The following is a 23,984-nucleotide window of genomic DNA, read 5'->3' on the forward strand; positions in this document are numbered from 1 at the left end:
ATGACTGACAGTAGACAGGAGTCCCGCGAGGCGTTCGACGACCTGCTCGGGTACGTCCAGCGCGAGGTCGGGTTCGAGACCGGGTTCTACAACGACGCTTATCTCGACCGGCGGATCACCGCCAGGATGCGCCGGACCGGCGCCGACAGTTACGGCGAGTACCGGAGTCAGTTGACCGACGACGACGGCGAACAGGACCGACTGCTCGACTCGCTGTCTATCAACGTCACCGGCTTCTTCCGTAACCCCGAGGCCTGGAGCGGCATCCGTGAGGTGCTGGTGCGACTGACCGACGAACGCCGGTCGGTCAGAGTCTGGAGCGCGCCGTGTGCCGACGGCCGCGAACCGTACTCGCTGGCGATGGTCGCCCTCGACGACCCGGACATCGATACGCGCCGGCTCTCGATTCTCGGCACCGACATCAGCGACGACTCGTTAAGCGTAGCGCGCCGGGGTGTCTACGAAACCTCGCAGACGACCGATATCGGCGAGGAACTGTCCCCGCTCGACGATTCGACGGGGTACGTCGAGCAGGACGGCGACCGGTTCCAGGTGAAAGACCGGGTGAAAGGCCTCGTCGAGTTCGAGAACCACGACCTGATCCGGGGCGACACCAAGCGCGACTTCGACCTGGTCCTCTGTCGGAACCTGTTGATATACATCGATTCGGAGTACAAAGTGCCCATCTTCGACACCATCGACGGGTCGCTTCGTGACAACGGCTACCTCGTCATCGGGATGACGGAGACGCTTCCCCACGAGTGCCGCGACACCTTCGAGCCGTTCGACAAGCGCCACCGTATCTACCGCAAGGGATAATGTCGCTCTACCAACTCGAACGCGAAGGCGAGGTCGAAGAGCTGAAATCGGTCCTCCGGACCAGTGACAACTCCGATTTGAAGGCCCGGGCCGCGGGGATTCTCGGCGATTTCGACGAGGAGACGGTGATGGGCCACGACGTGGTGACGCCGCTCGTGGACCTGGCCCAGTCCGCCGACGACGACGACGTGACCGCCGCCGCCATCGACGCTCTCAATCAGCGGGGGACCGCCGCGATTGAGGAGCTGATCGCGGATATGGCCGGTCTGGACCTGGGTGAGGAACAACAGGCCGACTGGGCGAAGGCCAAAGCGTTCTCGAAGGCGCTGTCGGCCGACGTACCCGAACTTCGGATGGCCGCCGCTAACGCGCTGGGCGAGCTCGGGAAAACGGACGTGCTGCCGGAGTTGTTGGAGGCGCTGGACGACTCGGCCCCCCGCGTCAGGGCCCGAGTCGCTCGCGCCTGTGGCCGCCTGGAGGACGCCCGGGCGACCGACGCCCTGGTCGACCGACTCTCGGACCCGAGAGCCGAGGTGCGTCGCGAGGCTGCCGAAGCGCTGGGTGCAATCGGGAACCGACAGGCGCTGACCGCACTGCTGGAGATGTTCGAGGACGAGCGTGCGCCCATCCGGCGGATCGCCGTCGGGGCCATGGGTAACTTTGGAAACGCCCGCCCGGTCAAGGGGCTGGTTGGCGCGCTGGGCGACGACGACGCCTCGGTCCGACGGACGGCGGTGTACTCGATCATCGAACTCCTCTCGAACGTCCCGACCGACCAGAGCCACGAGATTCGCGAGACCGTCGTCGAGCAGCTCAACCGGACCGACGACCAGAGCGTCCTCGTCCCGATGATCGACATCCTCGAGGAGAGTACCCAGAACCGCCAGCGGCGCAACACCGCCTGGCTCCTTGGCCGGGTCGCCGACCAGGAGAGCGCCGGCTACGGCCGGATCGTCGAGGCGCTGATCGGGACCTTGGAGGACGACGACCAGATGACCGCCCAGTTCGCGTCCACGAGCCTCGTCGAGATCGGCGGCCAGCAGGTCGAGAGCCGCCTGCTCGACGTGCTCGACGACACAGATTACGCCGAAGACGTCCGCGCACAGGCGGTGTTCACGCTCGGGAAGGTCGGCGGCGAGCGCACACGCAAACGCCTCGACGACCTCATCGACCAGACCGAGAGCGAACAACTCAGGAAGAAGGCCTTCTCGGCCATCTCGAAGCTCGGCGGGCGAGGGGCCCAGTGAGTCGCGTATCGGCAGTTCGTACGGCAGGAAGGTTAATGCACGCCGAGAGCGAAAAATCAGGTAGACACAGCACGACGCATGAGCGAGGGTGAACAGAAGCTAGGTGACGACCAAGGGAAGTTCGCACGGGTCGTCAAAGACGGGCGGAAACTCAACGATATCGAGTGGCAGAGCGGTCGCATCATCCTCTCGAACAAGCGGATCGTGCTCGTCAGCAACGACGGCAAGCGGACCATTCCGCTCTCGAGCGTCGACGGTCTGAAAGGACGGGTCGACGTCAACCAGACCATCGCCCGGGTGTCGGGGTACATCTCCCTACAGGTCGGTAAGAACGTGACGCTGGTCGCCCCAAACGACACCGAGGTGTTCAAAAACAAGCTCTACGGCGCCCTGCTCAACCAGCAGGTCATCCTCGCGAAACACCCCGCGGTCGAAGGCGGTGTCGTGCAGGACACACAGTGGAAGAAAGGGCGGCTCAAAATCGGGGACGAGTGTGTCGAACTCGCTATCTCCGACGGTCAGTTCGTCGAGATTCCACTCGACGATATCGGCGGCGTCGACGAAGGCAATCGTACGGTCATGGACGACGAACGCCTCGTTTTAGAGGTCGAACACACAGAGGACGAGGGGATGAGTGTCCAGACCCACATCTCCGGGACACGGCGGCACACCGTCTTTCTCCGGAGTCTGCTTCGGGAAGGAGAACAGCGTGCGGAGGTCAACGCCGATCTCAGCGAACGAGAACACGAGGTGTTGATGGCGCTTTACTCGGGCGTCTCGCCGTTCGAGATTCCCAATTTCGTCGGGATGGACGTCGAAAAAGTCGAGGATGTGTACGACCGGTTGATCGAACTCGAGATTCTGGAGGAAGTCCGGATTCGGAAGGAGGTGCGGCTGAAAGCCCGCGGTCGGCACATCGCCAGCGACGTGATGGACGACCGCTAGCTCACTGGTTCACGTCTTCGACTTTGTCGCTGACGACGATTCGGCCTTTGGCCGTGAGCTCCGTCTCAGCCTGTCCGTCGGCGAGCAGCCCCTTTTCACGGAGGCCACCGAGCAGCATCTCGACCTGGCTGGGCTCCACGTCGACGACGTTGGCCAGCGAGACACCGGGGCCGGTCGAGTAGACCGCGACCAGCAGTTCCGTCTCGTCTCCGGACAGAGAGATATCCTCGAGGTCGGCGACGATGTCGCTGTACTCCAGTCGCAGATACCGGCCGAGGATGCCCATTTTCCGTCCGGAGTCGATGGCGGCCAGCGAGGTCATCGCCTGTCCGTCCTGCATGTGTCGCACCGACAGCACCTCCCGCGGTTTCCCGTCGACCTCGCGTTGACTGCGCTCGAAACTCGTCACCGTCGAGAGGTCCACGGTGACCGGCGAGTCGGGCCGCTTGAACCGGACCATCAGCGGTTTGAGGACGAGTTTCGCGGGCTGGAAGGCGGCGTTGGTTACCCGGCCACCGAGTCGCGCGGGGTGTTTGACCGTCATGGTCGTACCGTTGAGGAGGGCCTTGAACAGCACCGTCGAGAACTTCTCGACCTTGTCGTCGCCGGCCTCGATGGCTGCGACGTGACGGTGGTCGCCTTTCCGGAACGCGATGGTCACTGTGGAGTCGAAGAACTTCCCCAGGTCCTGTGGGACTTGCCCGACAGCCACGTCGAAAATCGAAGACAGCGGAATCGTGGTCTTGCCGGCGTCGGTGGCCAGCACCAGTCGTTTCTGGCTGAGGAGGATCCGACCCGTCGCCGGTTCCGTGCGCTCGGAGGCGCTGGCGTTGAATTTGGCCACGAAGTCCGCGATCACTGATTCCGACATACTGGACAGAGTTACTGGAGATACGCGTGGTCGAATATTGCGGGTTTCGCGCGAGTTTCCCTACGCATACCAGTACCCAAGCGGTCAAAACGTTTGTGCGCGTGTCGAATCCAGAGCCGTCGGGTAAGCCGTGTCCGCGGTCAGTCCTCGCCGAGGCCGTCGGCGATGGACGAGAGGCTGTCGCTTGGTCGTTCGGTGGCCTCGTAAACGGTTCGCTCACCGGGCGCACGCAGACCGTACTTGAACCCCTCGGTGACCACGTCCAGCAGGACCGAACCGCCGACGGTCACGTCGGCGTCGTCAACCCACGTTTCGAGACGGTTCTCGCCATCGCCCGGGTCGCGGGCCAGCGTCGGCGTGTCGTAGGCCCCGGTAATCTCGGGAGCGCCCTGCAGGTTCGTCTCGACTCGAGCGTGACAGGTCCGGCCGTCGACGACGACGCGGACCACTTCGTCGGTCGGGACCGCCGCCTCGTCCGGGACGAGGACTTTCGAGCGGTCGGTCCGGCCGACGCGTTCGAGGCTGGTCCGGTGGGTCGCGACGGCGTCGTGGTCGCTCGGGAGGCGGTCGGACACGCTACTCGTCGTCCTCGCCCTCGTCCAGCAGATCGGCCACGTCGGTAGAGCCCCGCTCGGAAATCTTGGCGTTGATCTGTCGGACGTCGTCGCTAATCTCGCGACCGCGGACGGTCACGCGTTTACGTTCGCCGTCACGGCTCGGCTCGAAGCCGGTGCCCCCGTCCGAGAGCAGGGACGTGAGGTCCGGTCCGCGCACGTCGGTGCGCATCGGTCTGCCTGCGTTGTCCGAACCGCCCGTGAGTTCGAGCGTGTAACCGTCGAGACCGACGGCACCGCCATCGACCGTCTCGCCGAGGTCACGGCCGGTAAAGCGGTTCGCGTCCTGTCCGTCCACGTCGATCTGGTAGGTGTCGCCGCTCTCGGGGTCCGCGACGACGACAGTGAAATCTGCCATTGGTGCCCGGACCGAAGCCGCGCCGAATAAAAAGCCCGTCGGAACGCACCCGGCCACGTCTCGTCCGCTCTGTCCGACAGGTCGTCTCTAGTTTATTACACCCGATGTGTTTCCGCGGTCTCTGCCGAACAGTGGAAACAGTTTTCAAGGTTTCTTTCCTGCTACGTCCCACGGTGAAAGTATAGATGGGGAGTCGGGTCGGAGTCCTCGTGCTGTCACTGGTACTGGTGCTCGGTGGCGGAGCGCTTGGCTACTGGGGCCACACCGCAGGGGATTCCGTGACGGTGCAGGACGTACGGTTCGAGGGGACCAACGGAACGACGATGTCGGGGCATCTGTACGTTCCCGAGGGCGTCAGTGCCGAGAGCCCCGCACCGGGCGTGCTGGCCGTCCACGGGTACGTCAACACGAAGCAGGTACAGTCGCCGTTCGCGACCGAGTACGCCAGGCGCGGCTACGTCGTGCTCGCGCTTGACCAGACAGGCCACGGTGGCTCGGAGCCGCCGGCGTTCGCCAACGCCTTCGGCGGTCCCGACGGCCTGGCGTACCTCCAGTCGCGCTCGATGGTCGAAAACGACTCGGTCGCGCTGAGCGGCCACTCAATGGGGGGGTGGGCGATCACCGCCGCCGCGGCCGTTCATCCGCAGAAGTACAACGCGGCGGTGTACCAAGGGTCTGGACCGGGGCCCATTCCGGGCTTTCCCATCCCGAACGCGACGGCGCCAAACGGGAGTGCGACCTTCCCGCGGAACGTCGGCGTCGTCTTCGCCGAGTACGACGAGTTCCACTGGCTGATGTGGGGTGCGGCCGCGTCCGACAGTGCGACAGTTCTGAACGCCGACAAGACCAGAGCCGTCTTCGGCATCGATGACACGGTCGAGGAGGGCCGCGTCTACGGGAGCGTGGGTGCGGGGTCGGCCCGAAGGTTGACCACGCCGGCGACGAGCCACCCCGGCACCCATCTCTCGACGGCAGCGGTCGCCGACTCCGTCGAGTGGCTCCAGCGAACCGTCCCGACCGAGACCGACCTGTCCCCGACGAACCAGGTGTGGTACTGGAAGGAACTCGGGACACTGCTCGCCCTGTTCGGGGCCGTCCTCTTCGTGTTCCCGGCTGGAAGCCTCCTCCTCGACCGTGACCCGTTTTCGGCGGCAGTGGCCACCGTGCCCGAGGCAGTCACAGAGCGTAGCGGCTGGTGGTACGCGAACGCCGCCGTCGCCGCGCTCCTCCCGGCGCTCACCTACTACCCCGCGATGATTCTGGGCGATCAGGTCCTGTCGGCGAACGCTCTCTTCCCACAGACGCTCACCAACGGCGTGGCAATCTGGGCGCTCGTGAACACGCTGCTGGTAGTTGCCTTCGTGGGTATTTGGCACGTTCGGCGTGATGGCAACGGCGACGCGGTGGCTCGGTACGGGCTAGGAACCGGTGATAACGGTGGGGGGGTCGCCCGTGCGCTGGGCGTCGCGGTGGTCGTCGTCGGGGCGGTGTACCTGTCGCTTCTGGCCGTGGACACGCTGTTCAACGTCGACTACCGGTTCTGGTTCGTCGCGCTGAAACTCCTCCAGCCGTGGCACCTCGGCGCCTTCCTGCTCTATCTGCCGGTGTTCGGCGGCTTCTTCGTGGCGCTTGGCGTCCTCCTGCACGGTCGTCTTCGGACGCCGGAGGCCAGTACGTCGCTCCGGCGGGCCATGGCGACCAATGCGGCGGTCGTCGTCGGCGGATTCGTTCTGCTCGTGGGCGTCCAGTACGTGCCGCTCGTGCTGGGTCACGCGCTCGCAGCCCCGGCGCTGGCGCTGTACGCCATCGTGTCGCTGTCCTTCCTGCCGGTGTTGACCCTGGCAGCGCTCCTCTCGACGTACTTCTACCACCGGACCGGGCGGGTCTGGACAGGTGCGTTCCTCAACGCCGTGTTGGTCACGTGGTTTCTCGTGGCGGGTACGGCGACGCAGGCGCCGGTCTGACCTGGGATAGCTTCGAGAGCGTCAAGTGTGTCCGGTTCGGACTTTACCTGTGGATAGAGATTCGCTGGAACGTGAACTGGGTGCGGTCTTCGGGGACCCCGAGCAGTCGCGCCGCGTCGTGGCGCGGCAGGCTCGTGACCTCGCCGACGCCGGGAAGATTGAGGCCGAACTGGGCTTCGAGTTGACGGTCGACGCTGTGGTGGACAACCTCGAGGACGCGCCTGACGACTACGGCTTGGCCGAACGGTGGAACTGGTGGCTCGACTCGCTCGAACTCTCACACGGCGGCTACAACCGGTTCCGCGTCCGTCCAGACGCCGTAGAGGAGTAGGGGACTCGAGCGGGCGAAGAGTCCCCGAACGTGCGAGCGGTGACGACAGAACCGCGAGCAGGGACTCGAGCGGGCGAAGAGTCCCCGAACGTGCGAGCGGAAAGCGCCCGTGAGCAGAGCGACGGGACCGAAGGAACTCCGGTGAGCGAGCGCGGCCGACCATCACGGCCTTGAGTGGGGGCATCTTAGGGGAACATCATGGCCGGGTCGGACGCAGGCGAGGCCCCGAACGCGTCGCAGCGAACTCGATCAGCGACGGGTCCCGACGGTGTCGCGATTGAGGACGACGGGTCGGCTGCTCACGAACCCGACTCGGACGCTGTGGCGACGACCGACGGCAGGTGGCTCCGACTCCGGGTCGCCTGGCGCCTCGTCGTCGTCGTCCGCCAGTTCCTCCCGCTCGCTCTCGCCTACGCCAGGGACCGGCGGCGCTTCCTCCTGTTCGGACGCGGACGGCAGGTCGATCAAGAAACGCAGGTCGCCCGTGCGGAGTCGCTACTGGACACACTGGTGACACTCGGTCCGACCTTCATCAAGGTCGGCCAGATACTCTCGACCCGGCCCGACGTCCTCCCCGGGCCGTACATCGGCGTTCTGCAGCGACTTCAGGACCGCGTCCCACCGGCCGAGTGGGACGATATCGAGCCCGTCGTCGCGACCGAACTCGGCCCGGTCGCCGAGGCCTTCGACAGCTTCGACACCGAACCGATCAGCGGCGCGAGCCTCGGCCAGGTGTACACCGCCCGGTTGGCGGGCCAGCGCGTCGCCGTGAAGGTCCTGCGGCCGAACATCCGCCGGCGCGTCGCGGCCGACCTTCGGGTGATCGAGACGCTCACACCGCTGCTCGTCCGGGGCGCCGAACCGGGACAGGCGTTCACCCTCGAGAACCTCGCCGACGAGTTCTCCGCGACGATTCGCGAGGAGATGGACTACGTTCACGAGGCCCGGATGCTCCGGACGATACGGGGGAACTTCGCCGACGACGACCGCATTCGGGTGCCCGAACCCATCGACTCACACTCCGGGCCGCGCGTGCTGACCATGGAGTACGTCGAGGGAACGAAGATTACGGACGTGGAGCGACTGGACGCGATGGGGGTCGACCGGGAAAGACTGGTCGAGCGACTGTTTCAGGCCTACATCGAGATGGTGCTGGAGCAGGGGGTGTTCCACGCCGACCCCCACCCCGGGAATCTCGCGGTCCGGTCCGACGGGACCATCGTCTTCTACGACTTCGGCATCACCGGCACGGTCGGCGAGCAGCTACAAGAACAGATCTTCGAGTTCTACGTCTCCATCGCGCGCGACGACGTGGACGGAGTCATCGACGCCTTTGTCGCCATGGGCGCGCTCGACCCGACCGCGGATCGCCGGCTGTTGCGGGAGATGTTCGAGCTCGTCATCGAGAGCTTCCGAGGCCAGGACGTAGACCAGTACCGCGTCCAGCAGCTCGTCGCGGAGTTCCAGGCCGAGCTGTACGAGTTCCCACTCAGACTGCCCCAGGAACTGGCGCTGATCGTCCGGGTCACTACCGTGCTGGAGGGGGTCTGCCGGACGCTCGACTCCGAGTTCGACCTGATCGAACTCGTCACCGAGTACGTCCGCGGCGAGGGGTACGCGAGTCGGGGCGTCCAGGAACTGCTCGACCGCGCGGGCGAGGAGTTGCAGTCCACCGCCGGAGCGTTGCTGGTGACCGGCCCGAAACTGGAGCGGACGCTCGACCGCGCGACCCGGGACGACCTCACCGTCCGAACGGCGCTGGGTGACGAGAACGGTCTGTTCGACCGACTCGCGAAGCAGGCCGTCCTCGGACTCGGGTTCGTCGGCTCGGTGTTCGCCAGCCTGATTCTGCTCGTCGCCGGCGACCGGACGGCCGCCACCGTCGCCGCACTGGGCGCGCCACTCGCACTCGCGTTCCTCTATCGCTCGCTCCGGCGTCGGTCGGGGATCAGCGCCGAACCACAGTTCACCCGCCAGAGTCTCCGGGAACGCGAAGAGCGAGCGGACGAGGGGTACGCCACCGCCCACGGCGAGGCCGGGGAGCGTCGGGACTAACGCGATCCGACCGGTGTGGACCGCGCCGACAGTCCAGGCGTGAATCAATGGGGTCAAACACCGTGGTCGATTAGTTGTCAGCAATGAATCTGCGGTTCCTCGGTGGTGCAGGCGAGGTCGGTCGGAGTGCGATTCTCGTCAACGACAGTCTCCTGCTCGATTTCGGCATGAAGACGGCCAACCCGCCTCAGTTTCCCGTCGACTCGGCCGACCCTGACGCGGTGGTGGTCAGCCACGGCCACCTCGACCACGTCGGGGCGGTCCCGTCGCTGCTGTCGGGGAACCGCCGGCCCCCGATTCACTGGACGCCCCCGACCCGGGAACTGACGCTGACACTCGCACGAGATACGCTCAAACTGCACGGCGGGACCTACGACTGTCCGTTCACCGAAGAGGAGGTCCGCCGGGTCACACAGGTCTCCGAGACCCACGGCTATCGTCGACCCTTCGAGGCGGCTGGACACGAGGTGACGTTCTACAACGCCGGCCACATCCCCGGCAGTGCGCACGTCCTCGTCGACGACGGCGAGACGCGCCTGCTCTACACTGCCGACTTTCACACCGACGGCCACCGCGGGAGTAACGCTCCGGCGAGTCGCACGAACCGGGTCGACGAACCGCTTCGTGGACAGCGGCTCGTCGCAGGGACGACCGCCCGCCCGGAGGCCGACGTGGTCCTCACCGAGAGCACGTACAGCGATGTCGATCACAGCGAGCGGGCGTCGATCGAAGACCAGTTCGCCGAGAGCGTCAAATCCACTATCTGGGAGGGCGGCACGGCAGTTATCCCCGCGTTCGCCATCGGACGCACCCAGGAGATGCTGCTGATCTGTGAGGCCCACGACATCCCCTGTTACGTCGACGGGATGGGGACGGAGGTTACGAAGATGCTGCTGCGACATCCGGAGTTCGTCCGGGACGCCGACGCGTTGCGGCGGGCGAAGTCCCACGCTCGCTTCGTCACCGGCCGCGACGGGCAACGCAAACGCATCGCGGACCAGAACACGGCGATTGTCACGACCAGCGGGATGCTCTCCGGAGGGCCGGCCATGACCTACATTCCCGAAATCCGGGACCGGCCGGTGAACAAGATCGCGATGACGGGCTACCAGGTCGAGGGAACGCCGGGCCGCGAGTTGCTCGAGACAGGGAGCGCGGAGATCGACGGCCGTGTCATGCCCGTCGCCGCACGGGTCGAACAGTACGACTTCTCCGCACACGCCGACCGCGACGGGTTGCTGGCGTTTCTAGACGAGTATCGGGACACGGAGATTCTCGTCAACCACGGCGACCGCTGTGGGGCCTTCGCCGACGAACTCGGTGATGCAGGGTATCGAGCGACGGCACCCGGCATCGGGGAAACCGTCTCTATTTAGCTGATTACAGGCGCTAAGCCCCCATCCACAGGGAACGAGCGGAGCGAGTGAGTATGGCGGGGAGACAGCGCTGTCGTTGTTTTACTTTCACTGCAGGGTATGACTTTCATATCCCTACGGTCAGTATTAATAGTTTGACACTCGCCACGTCTCCGATGGTGTTCAAGCGCGAGAAGAAGCGCGCACCGTCGGTTGTGGCCGAGTGTCCATTCGGTAGGAGTGGGACACTCCGAACCACCTGTAAAGAGGAGTCGCCTGCGGAGTCTGGAATCACTATGCCCACGTCGGCGATAAGTTCCGACACAGAAACAGGAAGCCCTGCCCTCGACAAGCGAGGGGCGGGCAGCCCCGAGCGCGGTAGGACAGGGGAGTTCACAACTGCGGTTGGTCAACCCGGAGCCAGCGGGTCCGGTTTCGGAAACGAGTATGGACGGTCGAACGCCCTGCCGCCGGAGCGTACAGTGTTCGCCCGAGCGACGAGGACAGGTTACAGTGTTGATTGTTTTCCGGTAGAACGCTTACCCCGACGGTTCCGTTTTATACATAGGTATTTACATATCTCCCAAAATTTGAAATAGGTTTTGTGTGTTTGAGCTGATGGTATGAGAGGCAATGGCGAGCTACCGGCAGAAACACGACGGAACGTGCTGAAATATCTCGGTGCGGTTGCCGGGTTAGGGGTCGCTGGGGGTCGGGCGGGTGTCGACCCGTTCGCGCACCCGGTCGCAGCGCTGCAGGCCGACGAGGACGCCTTCGAGAGCGAACAACGGCGCATCGAATCCTTCGACGGGACCGAACTCGACACGACGTTTTACGAACCGGCTGCCGATGGGCCACATCCCGCCATCCTGATGACCCACGGGTGGGGCGGGAACAAGACGGACCTCCAGCCACTCGCTTCGGTGTACGCGAGCAACGACTTCGTCGTGCTGGCGTACACGTCCCGCGGGTTCGGACAGGGGGAAAGCACCGACGGCTCCGGTGGCGAGGTCAATTCGACGAGTGAACTCGAGCGGCAGGACGCGAGCGCACTGATCGAGTACCTGGCTCAGCAGGACGCGGTGCTGACCGACGGCGAGGACAACCCACGGGTCGGGATGGACGGAACCTCGTACGGTGGGGGAATCCAGATGCGGACGGCGTCGGTCGACGACCGGCTCGACTCGATTGTTCCGCGGGCGACCTGGAACAATCTCGCACAGGCGCTCGCGCCCAACGGCGTTATCAAGCGTGGGTGGATCGAGGCACTCGAACTGGGCGGACAGTCCGGAAACATCGCGGCGGAGAACGCCGAAACGACCAGCGGTGTCCTCGACCGTGGACGGATGACCGAGGCGGACCGAGAGTACTATCGACAGCGTTCCCCGGTCACCTACGACGAGATCGAGGACACGCCTGCGCTCGTGATTCCGGAGTTGACCGACCAGCTGTTCCCGATAAACCAGGGGGTGCGTAACTTCCGCAAGCTCCAGAGCGACGGGAGTCGGGCGACACTGTTGCTCGGACAGGACGGCACACACATTCTCGGCCAGTCCGACAGCTACCCGCCGGGTTCGGAGACGTCCCGGCAGTTCGTCGGACGGATAGCGTTACAGTGGCACGAGGCACATCTCAAGGACGGCGACCCCGGCGTCTCGACGCTCCACTACTACGACGAGTCCGCCGACGAGTTCATGGCCGCCGAGGAGTTCCCTCCGCATCCGGAGCGGTCGGCGACCTGGTCGGTCTCGGAGACGGCCGAACTCAGCGGCGCCGACGGCAACGTCGCGAGCGCCGACATCGAAATCGAGGAGTCGACGGAGATTCTCGGCCTCCCGTCGGTCCAACTCGACGTCACGCCGACGGGTGACGGCCGGAGCCATCTGTTCGTCGCGCTCCAGCGTGTCCGCGACGGTGAAGCCACGACGATCAAAGACCAGGTGACGCCGCTGGCGGTCACGGAGGCCGGCGAGATCGAACTCGATCTGTTCGGGGTCCACACGAACCTGGCGGCCGGAGACACACTACGGGTGGCGATGAGTGCCCGTGAAGACGATCTCATCACAGCGGCGGTCAGCAGTCTCTTCGGCGGGTCGCTGTACCGGCCCTCCGACGACGACGCGGGAATCGAGATCGGCGGCGACACAGAGCTGCAGTTGTCGGTCCCGGCGAGTCGGGAGCTTCCGGCGGCCGGCACCGACAGCGGTATACAGGTCGATAGCGGGGACGACGGGACGGACGGTGCCGAGGAGACAGAGAGCCCCGAGGGAATGGAGAGTCCCGAGGAAACGGACGGCACTGAACAGACGGACACCGACGACGGAGGAACGGACACCGGTGGGACGACGACGAGCGAGAGCGGTCCCGGGTTCGGTATTCCGGCTGCCGTCGGCGGCGCAGGTGGGCTCGGCTATCTGCTCTCACGGCGGTTCCGCCGCGACGAGTCCGCAGGGGCCGACGAGTGATACGTGATCCGGCACCCAGCGGATCCGCCTCGGTGAACGGACAGTCGCGGGTTCCACCGTGTCGGCGTCGACTGTCTCGGCAGGCAACCGTGGCGGATCGCCGGTTTACATCCCGAGGTCGGACAGTGGCGAACAGTCTACGAAGGTCGCGTTTCGACCGACTTCGCCCGTGCCGCATAGAACTCGTCGGTCGACGAGTTCCGTCTGGGTTGGGATGGTGGGGTCGCCGGGTTCTGGGTTTCAGAAGGGGAACGAGCGCGAGCGCGAACGGTGGCGTCGCCAGGACCGACAGAACTCGGCGGCCGGATTGTCGCTGGCTTCCTGGACTTCGTCGTCCGCGCCGTCCGCCGTGTCGGTCCCCTCGTCGGCGGTTCCGACATTGATGGTCCGGACGCGCGGGATGCCGCCCTGGCCGCTGGACAGCAGATGGTCGGGCAGATACGTCGTCGGCACGGTCTCGCTCGAGGGGTCAGAATCGGTCATACATCTACTCCGACACTCCATCGAAGTAAATGCGCCACCGCATTTTCGTGTCCTGAAGTGGGGTATATATAGGCTTTTTCAGCGCGTGAGAGAGCAGGGGTCTCGCCGTAACGCACAACGCTATCTCCGTCGAAGCGGAGTGTATGAAGCGGACGCGTGTCGAGTCCGACCGCTGGTTCGACGTGCTACAGGAGACGGAAACGGCACAGGCCGCCGTCGTGACGCTCTCACCGGGCCAGTCGACGGGCGGACGAACAACTCACACGAAAAAAGCGAACAGTGGCTCTACGTGATCGAGGGTGAGGGGCGCGCGGTGATCGACGGCGAGCCAGCCCGGTTGACGGCCGGCGACCTGTGCTGCATCGAGGCCGGCGAGGCCCACGAGATCGAGAACACGGGCGACGTGCCACAGCGGACTCTGTCGCTGTACGTCCCGCCCCGGAGTTACGAGTAGCTCACCCGGAACCTATGTGCTGGCCGTCGAATGGGTGACCATGGCTACACCATTCGTCGTGATCGGCGGTGACGCAGCGGGACTGAGCGCCGCCAGCAAGTGCAAACGCGAGTCGCCCGACCGCGAAGTCGTCGTCTTCGAGAGGGGACAGTGGGTGTCGTACGCACACTGCGGCGAACCCTACTTCGTCAAGGGCGAGGTCGACAAACTGGAGAACCTGCTCTCGCTGACGCCCGCGGACGTGGCGGAGCGCGACATCGACCTCCGGCGTGGCCACGAGGTCGTCGCCGTCGACCCCGACACCGACACGGTCACCGTCGCGGGACCGGACGAGGAGTTCGAGCAACCCTACGGCGACCTGCTGGTCGCGACCGGCGCGCGGGCGGTGACCGGCCCCATTGAGGGGAGCGGGCTGGACGGTAGCTTCCCGCTGCACGGGCTGGACGACGCGGCCGCAATGAGGGCGTTCCTGCTCGACCCGAGTGAGGACGCGCTCGCGGACGTGGGCGGCGAGGAGTACGTCGACCGCGAGCGTGTCGAGCGGTTCGGAGCGATGGACCCGCCGGAGACAGCGGCTATCGTCGGCGGCGGCTACGTCGGCGTCGAGATGGCCGAAGCCCTATCGGCCCACGGTCTCGACGTCCACGTCTTCCAGCGGTCGGACCACCTCCTCGTGCCGTTCGGCGAGGCCGTCGGGGAGGTCGTCGCCGACGAGTTCCGCGAACGGGGCGTCACCCTTCACCTGAACGAGGAGGTCGCACGGCTGGCAGGAGAGGGCCGCGTCGAGCGCCTGGAGTGTGGGGATGGGACGGCGCTCGACACCGACCTGGCGGTCGTCGGCGTCGGCGTCACGCCCAACACAGACCTGCTCGATGGAACGGGAATCGAGTGTGGTGAGCGAGGCGCGGTCACGGTCGACGAGCACGGGAGGACCAGTGCCGAGGGCGTCTACGCCGCCGGCGACTGCGCCGAGGACGACCACACAGTCACGGGTGAGTCAGTGTGGGTCCCGCTCGGCCTGACCGCGAACCGCGCGGGTCGGGCCGTCGGTTCGACCGTTGCCGGCGACCCCACGCCCGTCGGCTCCATCGCGGGCACGGCCGTCGTCAAGGCGTTCGAGGAGGAGTGTGGTCGGGTCGGACTCCTCGAAGACGGCGCCCGAGCGGCCGGCTTCGACCCCGTCAGCGAGACGCTCACCGCCGGCTCACGGTCGGGCTACTACCCTGGTGCGGCCGAGACGACGGTGACGCTCGTGGCCGACCGGGCGAGCGAGCGCCTGCTCGGGGGCGCCATCGTCGGGACCGACCGCGCGGCCGTCCGAATCGACACCGTCGCCACTGCCCTCGAAGCGGACATGACCGTCGGTGAACTCGAACGTGCAGACCTGGCTTACGCCCCACCGTTCAGCCCCGTCTGGGACCCGATACTCGTCGCCGCGAAGGTGCTCAACGGAAAACTGAAAAATTGAATACCGCGTGCCCCTCAAGGCCAGACTATGCCCGAAGTCACCGTCTACTCCCGGGAGAACTGCCATCTCTGCGAGGAAGCGAAAGCGACCATCGAGACGGTGGCCGACGAGGTGTCGGCCGAGGTCACCGTCGAAGAGATTGACGTCGACGACGACCACGACCTCCGCGAGGCGTACGGCGAGCGCGTCCCCTACGTCCTCGTGGACGGGACGCCGAAGTTCAAATTCCGGGTCGACGCCGCCGAGTTGCGGCGCACGCTGGAGGCGTGACGGTCGTCGACCCGACAAACCCGGACGCCGGACCGCCTCCGGAGCCGCTCACCGGGTAGCTGTCGGATGGCTGGCGACGTCGGTCCGGCCGACGAGTGTGGACGGTCAGTCCCCAGCAGCTACCGTTGCCTCTGGCAGGTCGTACGTCACACCCGTCAGTTCCTCGGAGCGGTCCCAGAGCCTGCGGGCGGTTTCGGAGTCGCGAGCACGTCGGGACGGCGTATCCTCTGCCGGCGGGCCACGCATGTTCATGAAGCCACTCGGTCCGATGTACTCTCCACCTCGAACCTCGGGCGCGGTCGCGGCGTACAGCATCGGGAGCGCGCCGGTAGCCGCGTCCTGGGCGACGACGGCGTTGGCGACCTTCATTATCGCCAGTCGGAGCGTCGAACCAGCCTGTTCCGGGCCGCGACGCTGGAGATTCGTGTCGGCGTACCCCGGGTGGCAGCCGACGCTGGTGACGCCGTCGGTCCCGGCCGCGTCGAGCCGGCGATTCAGTTCGAAGGCAAAGAGCAGGTTGGCGAGTTTGCTCTGGCCGTAGGCGTCCCACTTGCCGTAGTCGCGCTCGTTCTGGAGGTCTGAGAATTCGATCGTACCGTTCTCGTGGAGGCCGCTGGACTGGGTGACGACGCGGCTCTCGCCGTCGGTCTCGCGGAGGGCGTCGAGCAGGTGGCCCGTCAGCGCGAAGTGACCGAGGTGGTTGACCCCGAACTGCGTCTCGAACCCGTCTTCTGTCTCGCTCCGGGGAATCGCCATCACACCCGCATTGTTACAGAGGGCGCGCAGTCCGTCGTAGGTGTCGGTGAACGCCTCGGCGAACGACGCGACACTCTCCAGGTCGGCCAGGTCAAGCTCCGTGACGGAGAGCGTCGCATCGGGGACCTGACCGCGAATCTCGTCGGCCGCGGATTCGCCGCGGCCGACGCTGCGACAGGCCATGACGACTGTTGCTCCTGCCTCGGCGAAGGCCCGCGTCCCCTCGAATCCGAGGCCGCTGTTCGCGCCGGTGACGATCACTGTCTCGCCCGATACGTCGGGCATCTGTGCCGTCGTCCACTCGGACATACCGATTTTTACAGCGCCAGCGATAAAAACTACTCATCGTACGGCCAGTTGGGGTCCCGGCGCTCGTCGTCCCGCGGGTCGCGGGTGTCCGGCGCGGCCCCGGGCGTACAGGCCCCGTGTTTCTCAAAGTTGTCGCGGGCGTTCGACAGCGAGACGTGGTTGGTGTCCCCGACGTAGGCGGGGTTGTGGAACTGGACGGGGTCGTCCATCCAGTCACAGACCGGACACACCTCGTAGGACCCCGGCTGGTCCTCGCGGAGCGATTGGTAGCCACAGCAGGGGCAGAAACCGAGTTCGCGCGATGCAGGATTCCCCTCAGGGTCCATCGACGGCGTGAGGTTCGGCCTCACGCTACATAGTAGTGCGGTTCGGCCTACTCGGACTGTGCGGCGTCGACTTTGTCGGCGTACTCTTCGAGCTCGGCGGCGAGTTCACGCGCATCGGTCGCCGAGAGCGTGACGTGGTCGGCGTGGGGTTTCACGCCATCGAGTTGCGTGTTGTCCATCTCCAGTTGGAGTTTCACGTGGTCTGGGTCTTTTCTGGCCGCGGTGACGTTCAGTACGGCCAGTGCCTCGTCCTCGAAGCCGTGGCCCTCGACGCGTCCGTCGAGCAGGTCGAACGTGGTGTACGCATTGACTTTCAGGAGTCGGTCAACCATACCGTCGGTTGGGCCGCCCCGCCTTTACAACCTCAGTTTTTCCGCTTGGTTCACCGGGGTGGGTCGACGACCGGCCGGTGGTGACTGCGCGCCCGCCCGGTCGCGCGGACGCCGTGACTCAGTGCAGAATGCCGGTCCAAGATTTACGTATCCGTGGCCCGCCACCTACATACACTGGTATGGACGGCGACGAGACGGCTGCGGACGTCTGGGTAACTCGACTCTCACGGGTCTTCGTCGAGCGGAGTCCCTTCGGCGAACTTCCGACGATACTGCTCACCGTCGGGCTGGTTCCGTTCCTGCTGACGGCGGTGTTCCTGGCGTTCACCGGGCCCGACGTTCGGCGGGTGTTTCTCGGGAGTCAGTTGCTCGCGGCGTCGCTAGCGGCGGTCGGGCCGGTACTGATCTGGAAGTACGACACCGTCGTCTTCCCGGCGTTCGTCGAGCGTGCCACCGAGGTCACGCCACACGACGACAACCGGCGGCTCCGTGACATCGCAGCGCGGTATCAGCGCTTCTTCGCCGACGTCGGGGCGACCACCGCTATCTGGACCGCACTGATTCTGATAGCAATCGTCTTAAACCGTGGGTACTTCCAGTCGCTCGGAGTCGGCGGGTACACCGACCCCGGTTTCGTCGTTTACCTACTCTTTGCGGCCTGGGGCGCTGCAATTACCGCTGTCGGCATCCAAATGGCTGTCACGACGACGCTCTGTATCCGCGAAATCGGCGGCCTCGACTTTACTATCGACCCGTTGCATCCGGACGGGCTCGGCGGACTCAGCACCATCGGCTACTTCGCCATCCGGACGACGACCATGCTCTCGGTCGGCGCGCTGGGACTGCCACTCGCGTTCGACCTCGTCCGCGTCGGCGGTGGAAGCGCGATTATTTACGGTCTCGTGGCGGTGTACATCGCGCTGATCGTCGGGTCGTTCGCGTTCCCGACCGTGTACATCAATCGTCGCGCGAACGAAATCAAGCGGGACCACCTGAACAGGAAGCGCGAACGCATCCACGACCTCCGCGCTCGGCTTCTGGCGGACGACGACCTCGAGGAGGTAGAGACACTCCAGTTGAAACTCGACGAACTCCGGACGGAGTACGACACCTACGACAGCGTGAGCCTCTACCCCATGTCGCTGTCGATAGCGTCGCGACTCGCGTCGTCGGTGTTTCTGCCGCTTTTTTTCCTGCTGTTCGAGACGTACGCCATCTGACCCGACTGCGTTCGGTGTGATCGGCGCCGTCCGGAAAGACGAGCGGCGCTCGCTGACGTGGAACCCAGGTGTCAGTCGTCGGAGGTGATGGGCTGCCCGGAGCCGTCCGTCGGTGCGGGCGAGGCGCTCATGTCGTCCTTGTCGGCGTAGGGGTACCACGTCATCTTCGTGTTGTGCATGTACGGGTCCTCGTAGCTGGTCTCCTCTGCGTCGGCGAGGGCCTGCAGTTCGTCCTCGTCGCGGGCGGCGACGAACTCGCGGAAAGTCTCGCCGTCCGCTCGCCGCTGTTCGTATGCCGACAGCATGTTCTCGATGTAACCGGGTACCTCGTCGGCGGCGACACGCATCTCCACCCAGTCGGCGAAGTGCGGGTCCTCACCCAGCCCGCCGCCGAGGCCGATGTCGAAGGCCTCGACCGGTTCGCCGTCCTTGCGCGTCTTCATGCCGCGCAGGGACACGTCGGCGATCTGTGGCTGTGCACAGGAGGCCGTACAGCCCGACAGGTGGATGTGGAAGTCCTCGACGCCTGCAGGCAACTCCACGTTGTTCTTGAGCCAGCGGGCGTACCGGACCTGCCGGTTCTTCGTCTCGGTAATCGATAGCGAACAGTACTCCGAGCCGGTACAGGCGATGGACCCACGCATGAACGGGTGTGGGTCCGGCGAGTAGTCCTCGAGCAGCGGTTCCGAGAGGAACTCGTCGAGGGCCTCCTCGGCCACGTCCGTGACGATGATGTTCTGGCGCTGAGTCAGGCGAACCTCGCCGGAGCCGTACTCGTCGGCGAGTTCGGCGAGTTCTATCGTGTCCTCGGCGCCCATCCGACCGACGAGGACGTCCAGGCCGACGTAGTAGTTACCGTCGGGCTGTTCGTGGACGCCGACGTGGTCGCCATGACCGTCGTCGTGGCCGGCGTTGTAGGTGTACTGGTCGCGCATGTCCTCGCCCGCCGTCGGGAGCTCGAAGTCGACGAACTCCTCCTGGAGAACGCGGCGCATCTTCTCGGGACCCCACTCGTCCATCAGGAACTTGATACGAGCGTTGAACCGGTCGTCGCGGTCGCCGTACTCGCGGAACAGCGCACTCATTCCGGCGGCCACGTCGCTGGCCTGTTCGGGGGGCACCCACACGTCGATGTCCCGTGCGAACCGGGGCTCTTTGCGGGAGAGACCGCCGCCAACACGAATGTTGAAGCCGAGTTCGCCGTTCTTTTCGGCAGGCTCGAACGCGAGGTCGTTGATGTCGCCCTGCCCACAGCCCTGGTCACAGCCGGTGACCGAAACCTTCCATTTCCGGGGCAGGTTGGCGTAGTCGTCGTTACCCTTGAACGTCTCGTTCAGGTCCTCCGCGATAGGCCAGGCGTCGATGTGTTCGTGCTTGTCTTTGCCGGCGACCGGACAGCCGACGATGTTTCGCCAGGAGTCACCACAGGCCTGCTGGGTGGAGAGGCCGTTAGATTCGAGTTTCTCGAAGATATCCGGCACGTCTTCCAGTTTGATCCAGTGGAGCTGGATCGACTGGCGAGTCGTCCAGTCGCAGTAGGCCTCGCCGAACTCGGGGTTGTCGACCGGGCCGGTCGCGTACTCCTTTGCGACCTCGCCGATGACCTCGAGCTGGTCGGGCTCGATCACACCGTTCGGTGTCCCGATTCGCATCATGAAGTAGCTCTCCTGTCCCGACCGCTGGTGGTACAGGCCCCACCATTTGAACCGCTCGAACCAAGCGTCGTGCTCGTCTTCCGGGATCGCGTCCCAGCCCTCCTCCGCGAACTCCATGAGGTGTTCTCGGATCTCGTTGCCGTACACCTCGGATTTCCAGTTTTCGACCTTACTCGGCATAAGTAACACTATAGGACTACAGCCATATACGATTCCGCCCACCGACAAACCTCCCCACCTCTTGGCGGTAGCGGACTATGTTGCCGGCTACTCTGGACCGGCGAGCCGGGTGCGTTTCCGCGGCACGTGGACGCTCTCGGGGACGACGCCGTAGAACTGGCCGTCGTCAGGGTCGATGACGCGGCCGACGGTGAGCCAGTCGGTGATACCTTCGGTGCCACAGTGGATACAGCGCCCGGCGAAGCGGGCGGCGATGTCGGGATGGTCGACGCCAACCTCGACGACGCCTTCGGCGAGGAAGTCGGCCATCTCGCAGTCACAGAACTCGTGACGGGCCAACAGCCACAGATCGGAGACGTTGATCTCTCGGGAGTCGTTGACGCTGATCCAGGCACCGTCGTCGAGTTGGTGGACGTCGGTGGTCATTCATCTGCCTTTGTCGCCCGAGCCACCTGAGTGGTCCGGCACGGACAATACTCGCCGGACCCGGGTCGTCGAGGGGCAAGCCAGCCGTGAGGCCACGACCGGACGTTCGTGCTACACGTTATCAAGTAACGTAGTCAGAGAAAGGGGACACCTTTTGCCGGTATACGGGAGTACGGGTGAGGATTACGGCTGCGGGAGGTATTATGATAGTAGGGTCGCTACAGTGGAGTGATGACTGCGAGCGACGGTGCGACCGACGTCGTGTTCGAACACGTCTCCGCGGACGTTGCGCCGGAGCTGTACGAACCGGACCAAGAGCTGGATTACCGATGACAGAACAAGCAACAGACACAGACACAGAAGAGGAAGAAGTGCCAACCGATCATCTCGACGACCTAGACGACGGCTGTGGTTGTGCCGAAGTCTGGGAGCACACCAGCGAGCGCCGCGAGGCCGCCGACGACTGACGGATGCCCCACGGCTACGGCCTACGGGACCCTTTTACCGTTCGTCCCCTTAGCATACATCGATGACCGACGGGCCCGTAGAGGGACCACCGACGGACCGCGAGTCACCAGTCGGTCGTCCCGTCATCCGGGGCGACCCCACTCTCACCGGCGAGCGTGCCGAACGCGCGGTAGCGTTCGACCCGGACGACTCCGATACCCTCGCGGAGGCCGCCGAAACCGTCCGCCAGTTCTCGCAAAACACCGCCGGGGACCCCGACAACGTCTACATGCTCCGAGGGGCGGCGGCCTGTGCCGCCCTCGTGCGCGGCGAGGGGTCATACAAGGCCGCGGCCGAGCGCGCCGGTGGCGACGCCACCGTGGCCTTCATTCGGAAGTGGGCGCGGGTCCACGACCTGCCCCGCTCGATTCGCCGTCACGTTGCCGGAGGAGAAATCGCGCCAACCGCCGCGAAACACATCGCCCGCGTGGCCGGCGAGGCCCGTCTGTTGCTCGCGTGGGCTACCCTTGACCACGGTCTCACTGTGCGACAGATCCGTTCCATCGCCAGCACGATCAACGACGGACACACCGTCAGCGAGGCCCTGTCCGCAGAGGGTGTCACGCTCGGGCGGATGTCGATGGAACTGCCACAGGACGCTTACTGTGAACTCCGGCGGCAGGCGGCGCTGAAAGACGTCAACCCCGGCCGACTCGTCGGCGAGGCGTTGGAGACGTATCTCGACGGCTGAACCGCCCGCAGTGGACCGAAACTGTTTATTACCCGACTCCCTTGGTCTCCGGGTGAGGGCTGGTAGCTCAGTTAGGCAGAGCGTCTGGCTTTTAACGAGTCCGCGCGTTCGACCCGGGCGGACTCGGAAGCGACCAGATGGTCGGGGGTTCAACTCCCTCCCGGCCCGTACCGCGAACGGTTCGTGACCGACGGACGCGTCAGCGTCGGGTCGGACTGTGTTGGGGTTCTGTGCCGTAGGCGTATGCGACCGGGTGTCTCGCAACTCCTCGGCCCGTATCTTTACAGTCGGTCGAGACTCTCTAACGCCCATCGATGTGGCGGAGCGAGACCGGTGATTTTAGGCAGGGCACCGAGAAGGTGGGGCATATGTTAGGCTTCAGTGACGGACTGGAACTGCTGGGACTGGTGACGGGGGCGCTTCTAGTTCTCGTGGGACTCGGAACCATCGCGGGGACACCCTGGGCGACACTTGGCGGGGCGGTCGGCGGGCTGAAAGTCGTCGGCGGCCTGTTGGCAATCGGTGTCGGCGTCGGCCTCGGGTGGCTTACACGGACGGATGCAGGCCCTGCGTAGTCGGGCCGCGACGGAGAGACAGAATCGGCAGTTCGAATCGTGTAGTCGAGACGTGGCCGTTCTCCGAAGTCGGCACTGGTGAGTCGTCGCTAGTCCTTGACCGGGAGGTACGCCGAGCCAAGTAGGATGACGGCAGTTGCGAAGCTAATGATGCTGACGCCCCAGAGACCGTTCTTGCGTTCGGTGAAGTAGTCCTGGCGATTCGTGTCTTCGAGGTAGCCCTCGACGTCCTCGGAGAGGACCGCCGTGGAGTTGTTCGGGAAGTGGACGATGTACTGTGTCCCGTCCAGGGTGACGTTCCCGCCTTCGGAGAGAGAGCGGGCGTTCTCCTCGGAGGTGGTCCAAGTGAGTTCGGCCGCGGACGCAGTCACGTTCGTGACAGTCGCGTTGACTGGGCCGCCCTCCTCGGGGACGTACTCGTACTGGTCGCCGACGGCGAAGCTCAGCGTCTCGGGCGTCGGGAGGTACTCCTCGAGCGGTTCGAGGGTCTGGTTCTCGCGGTAGACGACTCGACGCTCGTCGTCGACGGTGACGGTCTCGTTCTCGACGGCGGAATCGTTTGCTAGGACGGCGTCGACGTCGAACTCCTGCCGGAGGTCGAACTCCGACGCGTTGGTGCGGTTCTCGAGGACGACCGTCCACGACCGGTTGTCGTAGGCGGCCGTAGAACCGCTCTCCAGCGACGCGGTCGCCAGTGCAGACTGGTCGGTCCACTTGAGTTCACCGCTCCCCTCGGAAATGGAGGCGATGTAGACCCGGTCACCGACTCTGAGGGTGTCGTCGGACTCGAGCGCCTGCCCCTGTACGTCGATCTCGGGCTTTTGCGCGTCGACGACGGTGATATAGCCGAACGACCCTGCCCCGATAGCGAGGAAGAGAACGAAGTATATCGCCGCGGCTCGTCGTTGCATACTTCGAGGCTGGGGAGGGCAGGTTTTAACCGTTACTTTTTATCAGCGCGGCCGCTACCGGTCGGTTCCGGTCACCTCGACGCCTGTGGCGCCCGGTCGCGCCCACTCTGCGTCGCGTCTGACTCGTCGGCCGTTGCCGTCGCCAGCGTCGACGCCAGCGCCATCACGTCACGTTCGTGGTCTCCCTTCGAGGCGTGGGCCGCCATCGGTGAGACCGTCTCCACGACCGCGTCCGCGTCGTTCACGCCCCGCGCCACCAGCGTCTCCTGTGCCGCGGCGAGCAACTGATGAAGGTAGAGGAATTCGTCTTTCCGCATCACCACTACATAAGGGCTGGACGAATGTAAACCGCACGGCGGCAGTGTTACCAATCCACACGAATTCGACACCCGAAGCG

Annotated in this window: 27 protein-coding genes and 1 tRNA gene; 17 read left to right on the forward strand and 11 right to left on the reverse strand. The window is 65.2% G+C overall.

Annotated features, from left to right (window positions below):
- From Q0964_RS10305 to Q0964_RS10315, 3 genes are all read left to right on the forward strand, one after another.
- Positions 1 to 819 carry a CheR family methyltransferase gene (locus Q0964_RS10305; RefSeq protein ID WP_299266915.1) on the forward strand — a complete coding sequence of 273 codons (819 nt, stop codon included), beginning with the start codon at positions 1 to 3 and terminating at the stop codon, positions 817 to 819.
- Positions 819 to 2,066, forward strand: a complete 1,248-nt coding sequence (locus Q0964_RS10310) for a HEAT repeat domain-containing protein (protein ID WP_299266917.1) — start codon at positions 819 to 821, stop codon at positions 2,064 to 2,066. The genes Q0964_RS10305 and Q0964_RS10310 overlap by 1 nt, the downstream gene beginning before the upstream one ends.
- Positions 2,067 to 2,144: 78 nt before the next feature.
- Positions 2,145 to 3,011, forward strand: a complete 867-nt coding sequence (locus Q0964_RS10315; protein ID WP_299266919.1) for a CheF family chemotaxis protein — start codon at positions 2,145 to 2,147, stop codon at positions 3,009 to 3,011.
- A gap of 1 nt (position 3,012) precedes the next feature.
- Here Q0964_RS10315 and Q0964_RS10320 read toward each other — a convergent pair whose 3' ends face one another.
- The 3 genes from Q0964_RS10320 to Q0964_RS10330 form a co-directional block, all read right to left on the reverse strand.
- Entirely contained in the window at positions 3,013 to 3,882 is an 870-nt protein-coding gene (locus Q0964_RS10320) for a CheF family chemotaxis protein (RefSeq protein ID WP_299266920.1), read from the reverse strand.
- 140 nt (positions 3,883 to 4,022) lie between these two features.
- Entirely contained in the window at positions 4,023 to 4,457 is a 435-nt protein-coding gene (locus Q0964_RS10325; RefSeq protein WP_299266922.1) for a DUF7112 family protein, read from the reverse strand.
- A 1-nt stretch (position 4,458) separates the two neighbouring features.
- Positions 4,459 to 4,854 (reverse strand): 30S ribosomal protein S6e, encoded by a 396-nt coding sequence (locus Q0964_RS10330; protein WP_299266924.1) that lies wholly within the window; start codon positions 4,852 to 4,854, stop codon positions 4,459 to 4,461.
- Positions 4,855 to 5,039: 185 nt separating this feature from the next.
- Here Q0964_RS10330 and Q0964_RS10335 point away from each other — a divergent pair, with 185 nt between their 5' ends.
- From Q0964_RS10335 to Q0964_RS10355, 5 genes are all read left to right on the forward strand, one after another.
- On the forward strand, positions 5,040 to 6,818 hold the full coding sequence (locus Q0964_RS10335) for an alpha/beta hydrolase family protein (protein ID WP_299266927.1): 1,779 nt from the start codon (positions 5,040 to 5,042) through the stop codon (positions 6,816 to 6,818).
- A 49-nt stretch (positions 6,819 to 6,867) separates the two neighbouring features.
- Positions 6,868 to 7,149: a WNWW family protein gene (locus Q0964_RS10340; RefSeq protein ID WP_414652147.1), complete on the forward strand. Its 282-nt coding sequence runs from the start codon at positions 6,868 to 6,870 to the stop codon at positions 7,147 to 7,149.
- A gap of 198 nt (positions 7,150 to 7,347) precedes the next feature.
- Positions 7,348 to 9,204 (forward strand): ABC1 kinase family protein, encoded by a 1,857-nt coding sequence (locus Q0964_RS10345; RefSeq protein ID WP_299266930.1) that lies wholly within the window; start codon positions 7,348 to 7,350, stop codon positions 9,202 to 9,204.
- Between the two features lie 83 nt (positions 9,205 to 9,287).
- Positions 9,288 to 10,580, forward strand: coding sequence for an MBL fold metallo-hydrolase (locus tag Q0964_RS10350; protein WP_299266932.1), 1,293 nt, complete (start codon positions 9,288 to 9,290; stop codon positions 10,578 to 10,580).
- A 602-nt stretch (positions 10,581 to 11,182) separates the two neighbouring features.
- A complete protein-coding gene (locus tag Q0964_RS10355; RefSeq protein ID WP_299266934.1) occupies positions 11,183 to 13,024 on the forward strand; it encodes a CocE/NonD family hydrolase in 1,842 nt (613 codons plus the stop codon).
- Positions 13,025 to 13,264: 240 nt separating this feature from the next.
- On the opposite strand, the gene Q0964_RS10360 is transcribed toward Q0964_RS10355, so the two are convergent.
- Positions 13,265 to 13,507, reverse strand: a complete 243-nt coding sequence (locus Q0964_RS10360) for a hypothetical protein (protein ID WP_299266937.1) — start codon at positions 13,505 to 13,507, stop codon at positions 13,265 to 13,267.
- 143 nt (positions 13,508 to 13,650) lie between these two features.
- Here Q0964_RS10360 and Q0964_RS10365 point away from each other — a divergent pair, with 143 nt between their 5' ends.
- The 4 genes from Q0964_RS10365 to Q0964_RS10380 are packed head-to-tail and all read left to right on the forward strand — an operon-like array spanning position 13,651 to position 15,699.
- Positions 13,651 to 13,800, forward strand: a complete 150-nt coding sequence (locus Q0964_RS10365; protein WP_299266940.1) for a cupin domain-containing protein — start codon at positions 13,651 to 13,653, stop codon at positions 13,798 to 13,800.
- Positions 13,797 to 13,961, forward strand: a complete 165-nt coding sequence (locus Q0964_RS10370; RefSeq protein ID WP_299266943.1) for a cupin domain-containing protein — start codon at positions 13,797 to 13,799, stop codon at positions 13,959 to 13,961. Before Q0964_RS10365 ends, Q0964_RS10370 begins: the two co-directional genes overlap by 4 nt.
- Before the next feature lie 40 nt (positions 13,962 to 14,001).
- Positions 14,002 to 15,429, forward strand: coding sequence for an FAD-dependent oxidoreductase (locus tag Q0964_RS10375; protein WP_299266945.1), 1,428 nt, complete (start codon positions 14,002 to 14,004; stop codon positions 15,427 to 15,429).
- A 27-nt stretch (positions 15,430 to 15,456) separates the two neighbouring features.
- On the forward strand, positions 15,457 to 15,699 hold the full coding sequence (locus Q0964_RS10380) for a glutaredoxin family protein (protein WP_299266947.1): 243 nt from the start codon (positions 15,457 to 15,459) through the stop codon (positions 15,697 to 15,699).
- Between the two features lie 105 nt (positions 15,700 to 15,804).
- Here Q0964_RS10380 and Q0964_RS10385 read toward each other — a convergent pair whose 3' ends face one another.
- Genes Q0964_RS10385 through Q0964_RS10395 form a run of 3 tightly spaced genes read right to left on the reverse strand, consistent with a single transcriptional unit; the run spans position 15,805 to position 17,422 of the window.
- The gene (locus tag Q0964_RS10385; protein WP_299266949.1) at positions 15,805 to 16,764 is read right to left on the reverse strand and encodes an oxidoreductase; all 960 of its coding nucleotides are present in this window, start codon (positions 16,762 to 16,764) and stop codon (positions 15,805 to 15,807) included.
- 29 nt (positions 16,765 to 16,793) lie between these two features.
- Positions 16,794 to 17,090 carry a CPCC family cysteine-rich protein gene (locus tag Q0964_RS10390; protein ID WP_299266951.1) on the reverse strand — a complete coding sequence of 99 codons (297 nt, stop codon included), beginning with the start codon at positions 17,088 to 17,090 and terminating at the stop codon, positions 16,794 to 16,796.
- 47 nt (positions 17,091 to 17,137) lie between these two features.
- Positions 17,138 to 17,422 carry a DUF6360 family protein gene (locus Q0964_RS10395; RefSeq protein WP_299266955.1) on the reverse strand — a complete coding sequence of 95 codons (285 nt, stop codon included), beginning with the start codon at positions 17,420 to 17,422 and terminating at the stop codon, positions 17,138 to 17,140.
- A gap of 179 nt (positions 17,423 to 17,601) precedes the next feature.
- On the opposite strand from Q0964_RS10395, the gene Q0964_RS10400 reads away from it, so the two are divergent.
- Positions 17,602 to 18,642, forward strand: a complete 1,041-nt coding sequence (locus tag Q0964_RS10400) for a hypothetical protein (RefSeq protein ID WP_299266958.1) — start codon at positions 17,602 to 17,604, stop codon at positions 18,640 to 18,642.
- A 71-nt stretch (positions 18,643 to 18,713) separates the two neighbouring features.
- Here Q0964_RS10400 and Q0964_RS10405 read toward each other — a convergent pair whose 3' ends face one another.
- Together Q0964_RS10405 and Q0964_RS10410 are read right to left on the reverse strand one after the other, a co-directional pair.
- Positions 18,714 to 20,477, reverse strand: a complete 1,764-nt coding sequence (locus tag Q0964_RS10405) for a nitrite/sulfite reductase (RefSeq protein WP_299266960.1) — start codon at positions 20,475 to 20,477, stop codon at positions 18,714 to 18,716.
- An 87-nt stretch (positions 20,478 to 20,564) separates the two neighbouring features.
- Positions 20,565 to 20,903, reverse strand: a complete 339-nt coding sequence (locus Q0964_RS10410) for a DUF8134 family protein (RefSeq protein WP_299266963.1) — start codon at positions 20,901 to 20,903, stop codon at positions 20,565 to 20,567.
- 329 nt (positions 20,904 to 21,232) lie between these two features.
- Here Q0964_RS10410 and Q0964_RS10415 point away from each other — a divergent pair, with 329 nt between their 5' ends.
- The 4 genes from Q0964_RS10415 to Q0964_RS10430 all read left to right on the forward strand — a co-directional run bounded on the left by Q0964_RS10415 (position 21,233) and on the right by Q0964_RS10430 (position 22,676).
- On the forward strand, positions 21,233 to 21,370 hold the full coding sequence (locus Q0964_RS10415) for a hypothetical protein (protein WP_299266966.1): 138 nt from the start codon (positions 21,233 to 21,235) through the stop codon (positions 21,368 to 21,370).
- Positions 21,371 to 21,432: 62 nt separating this feature from the next.
- A complete protein-coding gene (locus Q0964_RS10420) occupies positions 21,433 to 22,101 on the forward strand; it encodes a DUF7119 family protein (protein WP_299266968.1) in 669 nt (222 codons plus the stop codon).
- A 56-nt stretch (positions 22,102 to 22,157) separates the two neighbouring features.
- Positions 22,158 to 22,269 (forward strand) — tRNA-Lys (locus Q0964_RS10425).
- 200 nt (positions 22,270 to 22,469) lie between these two features.
- The gene (locus Q0964_RS10430) at positions 22,470 to 22,676 is read left to right on the forward strand and encodes a DUF8123 family protein (protein WP_299266970.1); all 207 of its coding nucleotides are present in this window, start codon (positions 22,470 to 22,472) and stop codon (positions 22,674 to 22,676) included.
- An 89-nt stretch (positions 22,677 to 22,765) separates the two neighbouring features.
- Here Q0964_RS10430 and Q0964_RS10435 read toward each other — a convergent pair whose 3' ends face one another.
- Positions 22,766 to 23,587 carry a hypothetical protein gene (locus Q0964_RS10435; RefSeq protein ID WP_299266972.1) on the reverse strand — a complete coding sequence of 274 codons (822 nt, stop codon included), beginning with the start codon at positions 23,585 to 23,587 and terminating at the stop codon, positions 22,766 to 22,768.
- Between the two features lie 71 nt (positions 23,588 to 23,658).
- Positions 23,659 to 23,904, reverse strand: coding sequence for a UPF0058 family protein (locus tag Q0964_RS10440; RefSeq protein WP_299266974.1), 246 nt, complete (start codon positions 23,902 to 23,904; stop codon positions 23,659 to 23,661).
- Positions 23,905 to 23,984: the final 80 nt, after the last annotated feature.

Origin of the sequence: Halorientalis sp., from assembly GCF_028275115.1 — an archaeon.
Taxonomy (GTDB): Archaea; Halobacteriota; Halobacteria; order Halobacteriales; family Haloarculaceae; genus Halorientalis.

Excerpts from the sequence above, each read along its gene's own strand:
- Q0964_RS10305 (WP_299266915.1), top strand. The coding sequence starts at position 1 with ATGACTGACAGTAGACAGGAGTCCCGCGAGGCGTTCGACGACCTGCTC.
- Q0964_RS10310 (WP_299266917.1), top strand. The coding sequence starts at position 819 with ATGTCGCTCTACCAACTCGAACGCGAAGGCGAGGTCGAAGAGCTGAAA.
- Q0964_RS10315 (WP_299266919.1), top strand. The coding sequence starts at position 2,145 with ATGAGCGAGGGTGAACAGAAGCTAGGTGACGACCAAGGGAAGTTCGCA.
- Q0964_RS10320 (WP_299266920.1), bottom strand. The coding sequence starts at position 3,882 with ATGTCGGAATCAGTGATCGCGGACTTCGTGGCCAAATTCAACGCCAGC.
- Q0964_RS10330 (WP_299266924.1), bottom strand. The coding sequence starts at position 4,854 with ATGGCAGATTTCACTGTCGTCGTCGCGGACCCCGAGAGCGGCGACACC.
- Q0964_RS10335 (WP_299266927.1), top strand. The coding sequence starts at position 5,040 with ATGGGGAGTCGGGTCGGAGTCCTCGTGCTGTCACTGGTACTGGTGCTC.
- Q0964_RS10345 (WP_299266930.1), top strand. The coding sequence starts at position 7,348 with ATGGCCGGGTCGGACGCAGGCGAGGCCCCGAACGCGTCGCAGCGAACT.
- Q0964_RS10350 (WP_299266932.1), top strand. The coding sequence starts at position 9,288 with ATGAATCTGCGGTTCCTCGGTGGTGCAGGCGAGGTCGGTCGGAGTGCG.
- Q0964_RS10355 (WP_299266934.1), top strand. The coding sequence starts at position 11,183 with ATGAGAGGCAATGGCGAGCTACCGGCAGAAACACGACGGAACGTGCTG.
- Q0964_RS10360 (WP_299266937.1), bottom strand. The coding sequence starts at position 13,507 with ATGACCGATTCTGACCCCTCGAGCGAGACCGTGCCGACGACGTATCTG.
- Q0964_RS10365 (WP_299266940.1), top strand. The coding sequence starts at position 13,651 with ATGAAGCGGACGCGTGTCGAGTCCGACCGCTGGTTCGACGTGCTACAG.
- Q0964_RS10375 (WP_299266945.1), top strand. The coding sequence starts at position 14,002 with ATGGCTACACCATTCGTCGTGATCGGCGGTGACGCAGCGGGACTGAGC.
- Q0964_RS10380 (WP_299266947.1), top strand. The coding sequence starts at position 15,457 with ATGCCCGAAGTCACCGTCTACTCCCGGGAGAACTGCCATCTCTGCGAG.
- Q0964_RS10385 (WP_299266949.1), bottom strand. The coding sequence starts at position 16,764 with ATGTCCGAGTGGACGACGGCACAGATGCCCGACGTATCGGGCGAGACA.
- Q0964_RS10390 (WP_299266951.1), bottom strand. The coding sequence starts at position 17,090 with ATGGACCCTGAGGGGAATCCTGCATCGCGCGAACTCGGTTTCTGCCCC.
- Q0964_RS10395 (WP_299266955.1), bottom strand. The coding sequence starts at position 17,422 with ATGGTTGACCGACTCCTGAAAGTCAATGCGTACACCACGTTCGACCTG.
- Q0964_RS10400 (WP_299266958.1), top strand. The coding sequence starts at position 17,602 with ATGGACGGCGACGAGACGGCTGCGGACGTCTGGGTAACTCGACTCTCA.
- Q0964_RS10405 (WP_299266960.1), bottom strand. The coding sequence starts at position 20,477 with ATGCCGAGTAAGGTCGAAAACTGGAAATCCGAGGTGTACGGCAACGAG.
- Q0964_RS10410 (WP_299266963.1), bottom strand. The coding sequence starts at position 20,903 with ATGACCACCGACGTCCACCAACTCGACGACGGTGCCTGGATCAGCGTC.
- Q0964_RS10415 (WP_299266966.1), top strand. The coding sequence starts at position 21,233 with ATGACAGAACAAGCAACAGACACAGACACAGAAGAGGAAGAAGTGCCA.
- Q0964_RS10420 (WP_299266968.1), top strand. The coding sequence starts at position 21,433 with ATGACCGACGGGCCCGTAGAGGGACCACCGACGGACCGCGAGTCACCA.
- Q0964_RS10430 (WP_299266970.1), top strand. The coding sequence starts at position 22,470 with ATGTTAGGCTTCAGTGACGGACTGGAACTGCTGGGACTGGTGACGGGG.
- Q0964_RS10435 (WP_299266972.1), bottom strand. The coding sequence starts at position 23,587 with ATGCAACGACGAGCCGCGGCGATATACTTCGTTCTCTTCCTCGCTATC.
- Q0964_RS10440 (WP_299266974.1), bottom strand. The coding sequence starts at position 23,904 with ATGCGGAAAGACGAATTCCTCTACCTTCATCAGTTGCTCGCCGCGGCA.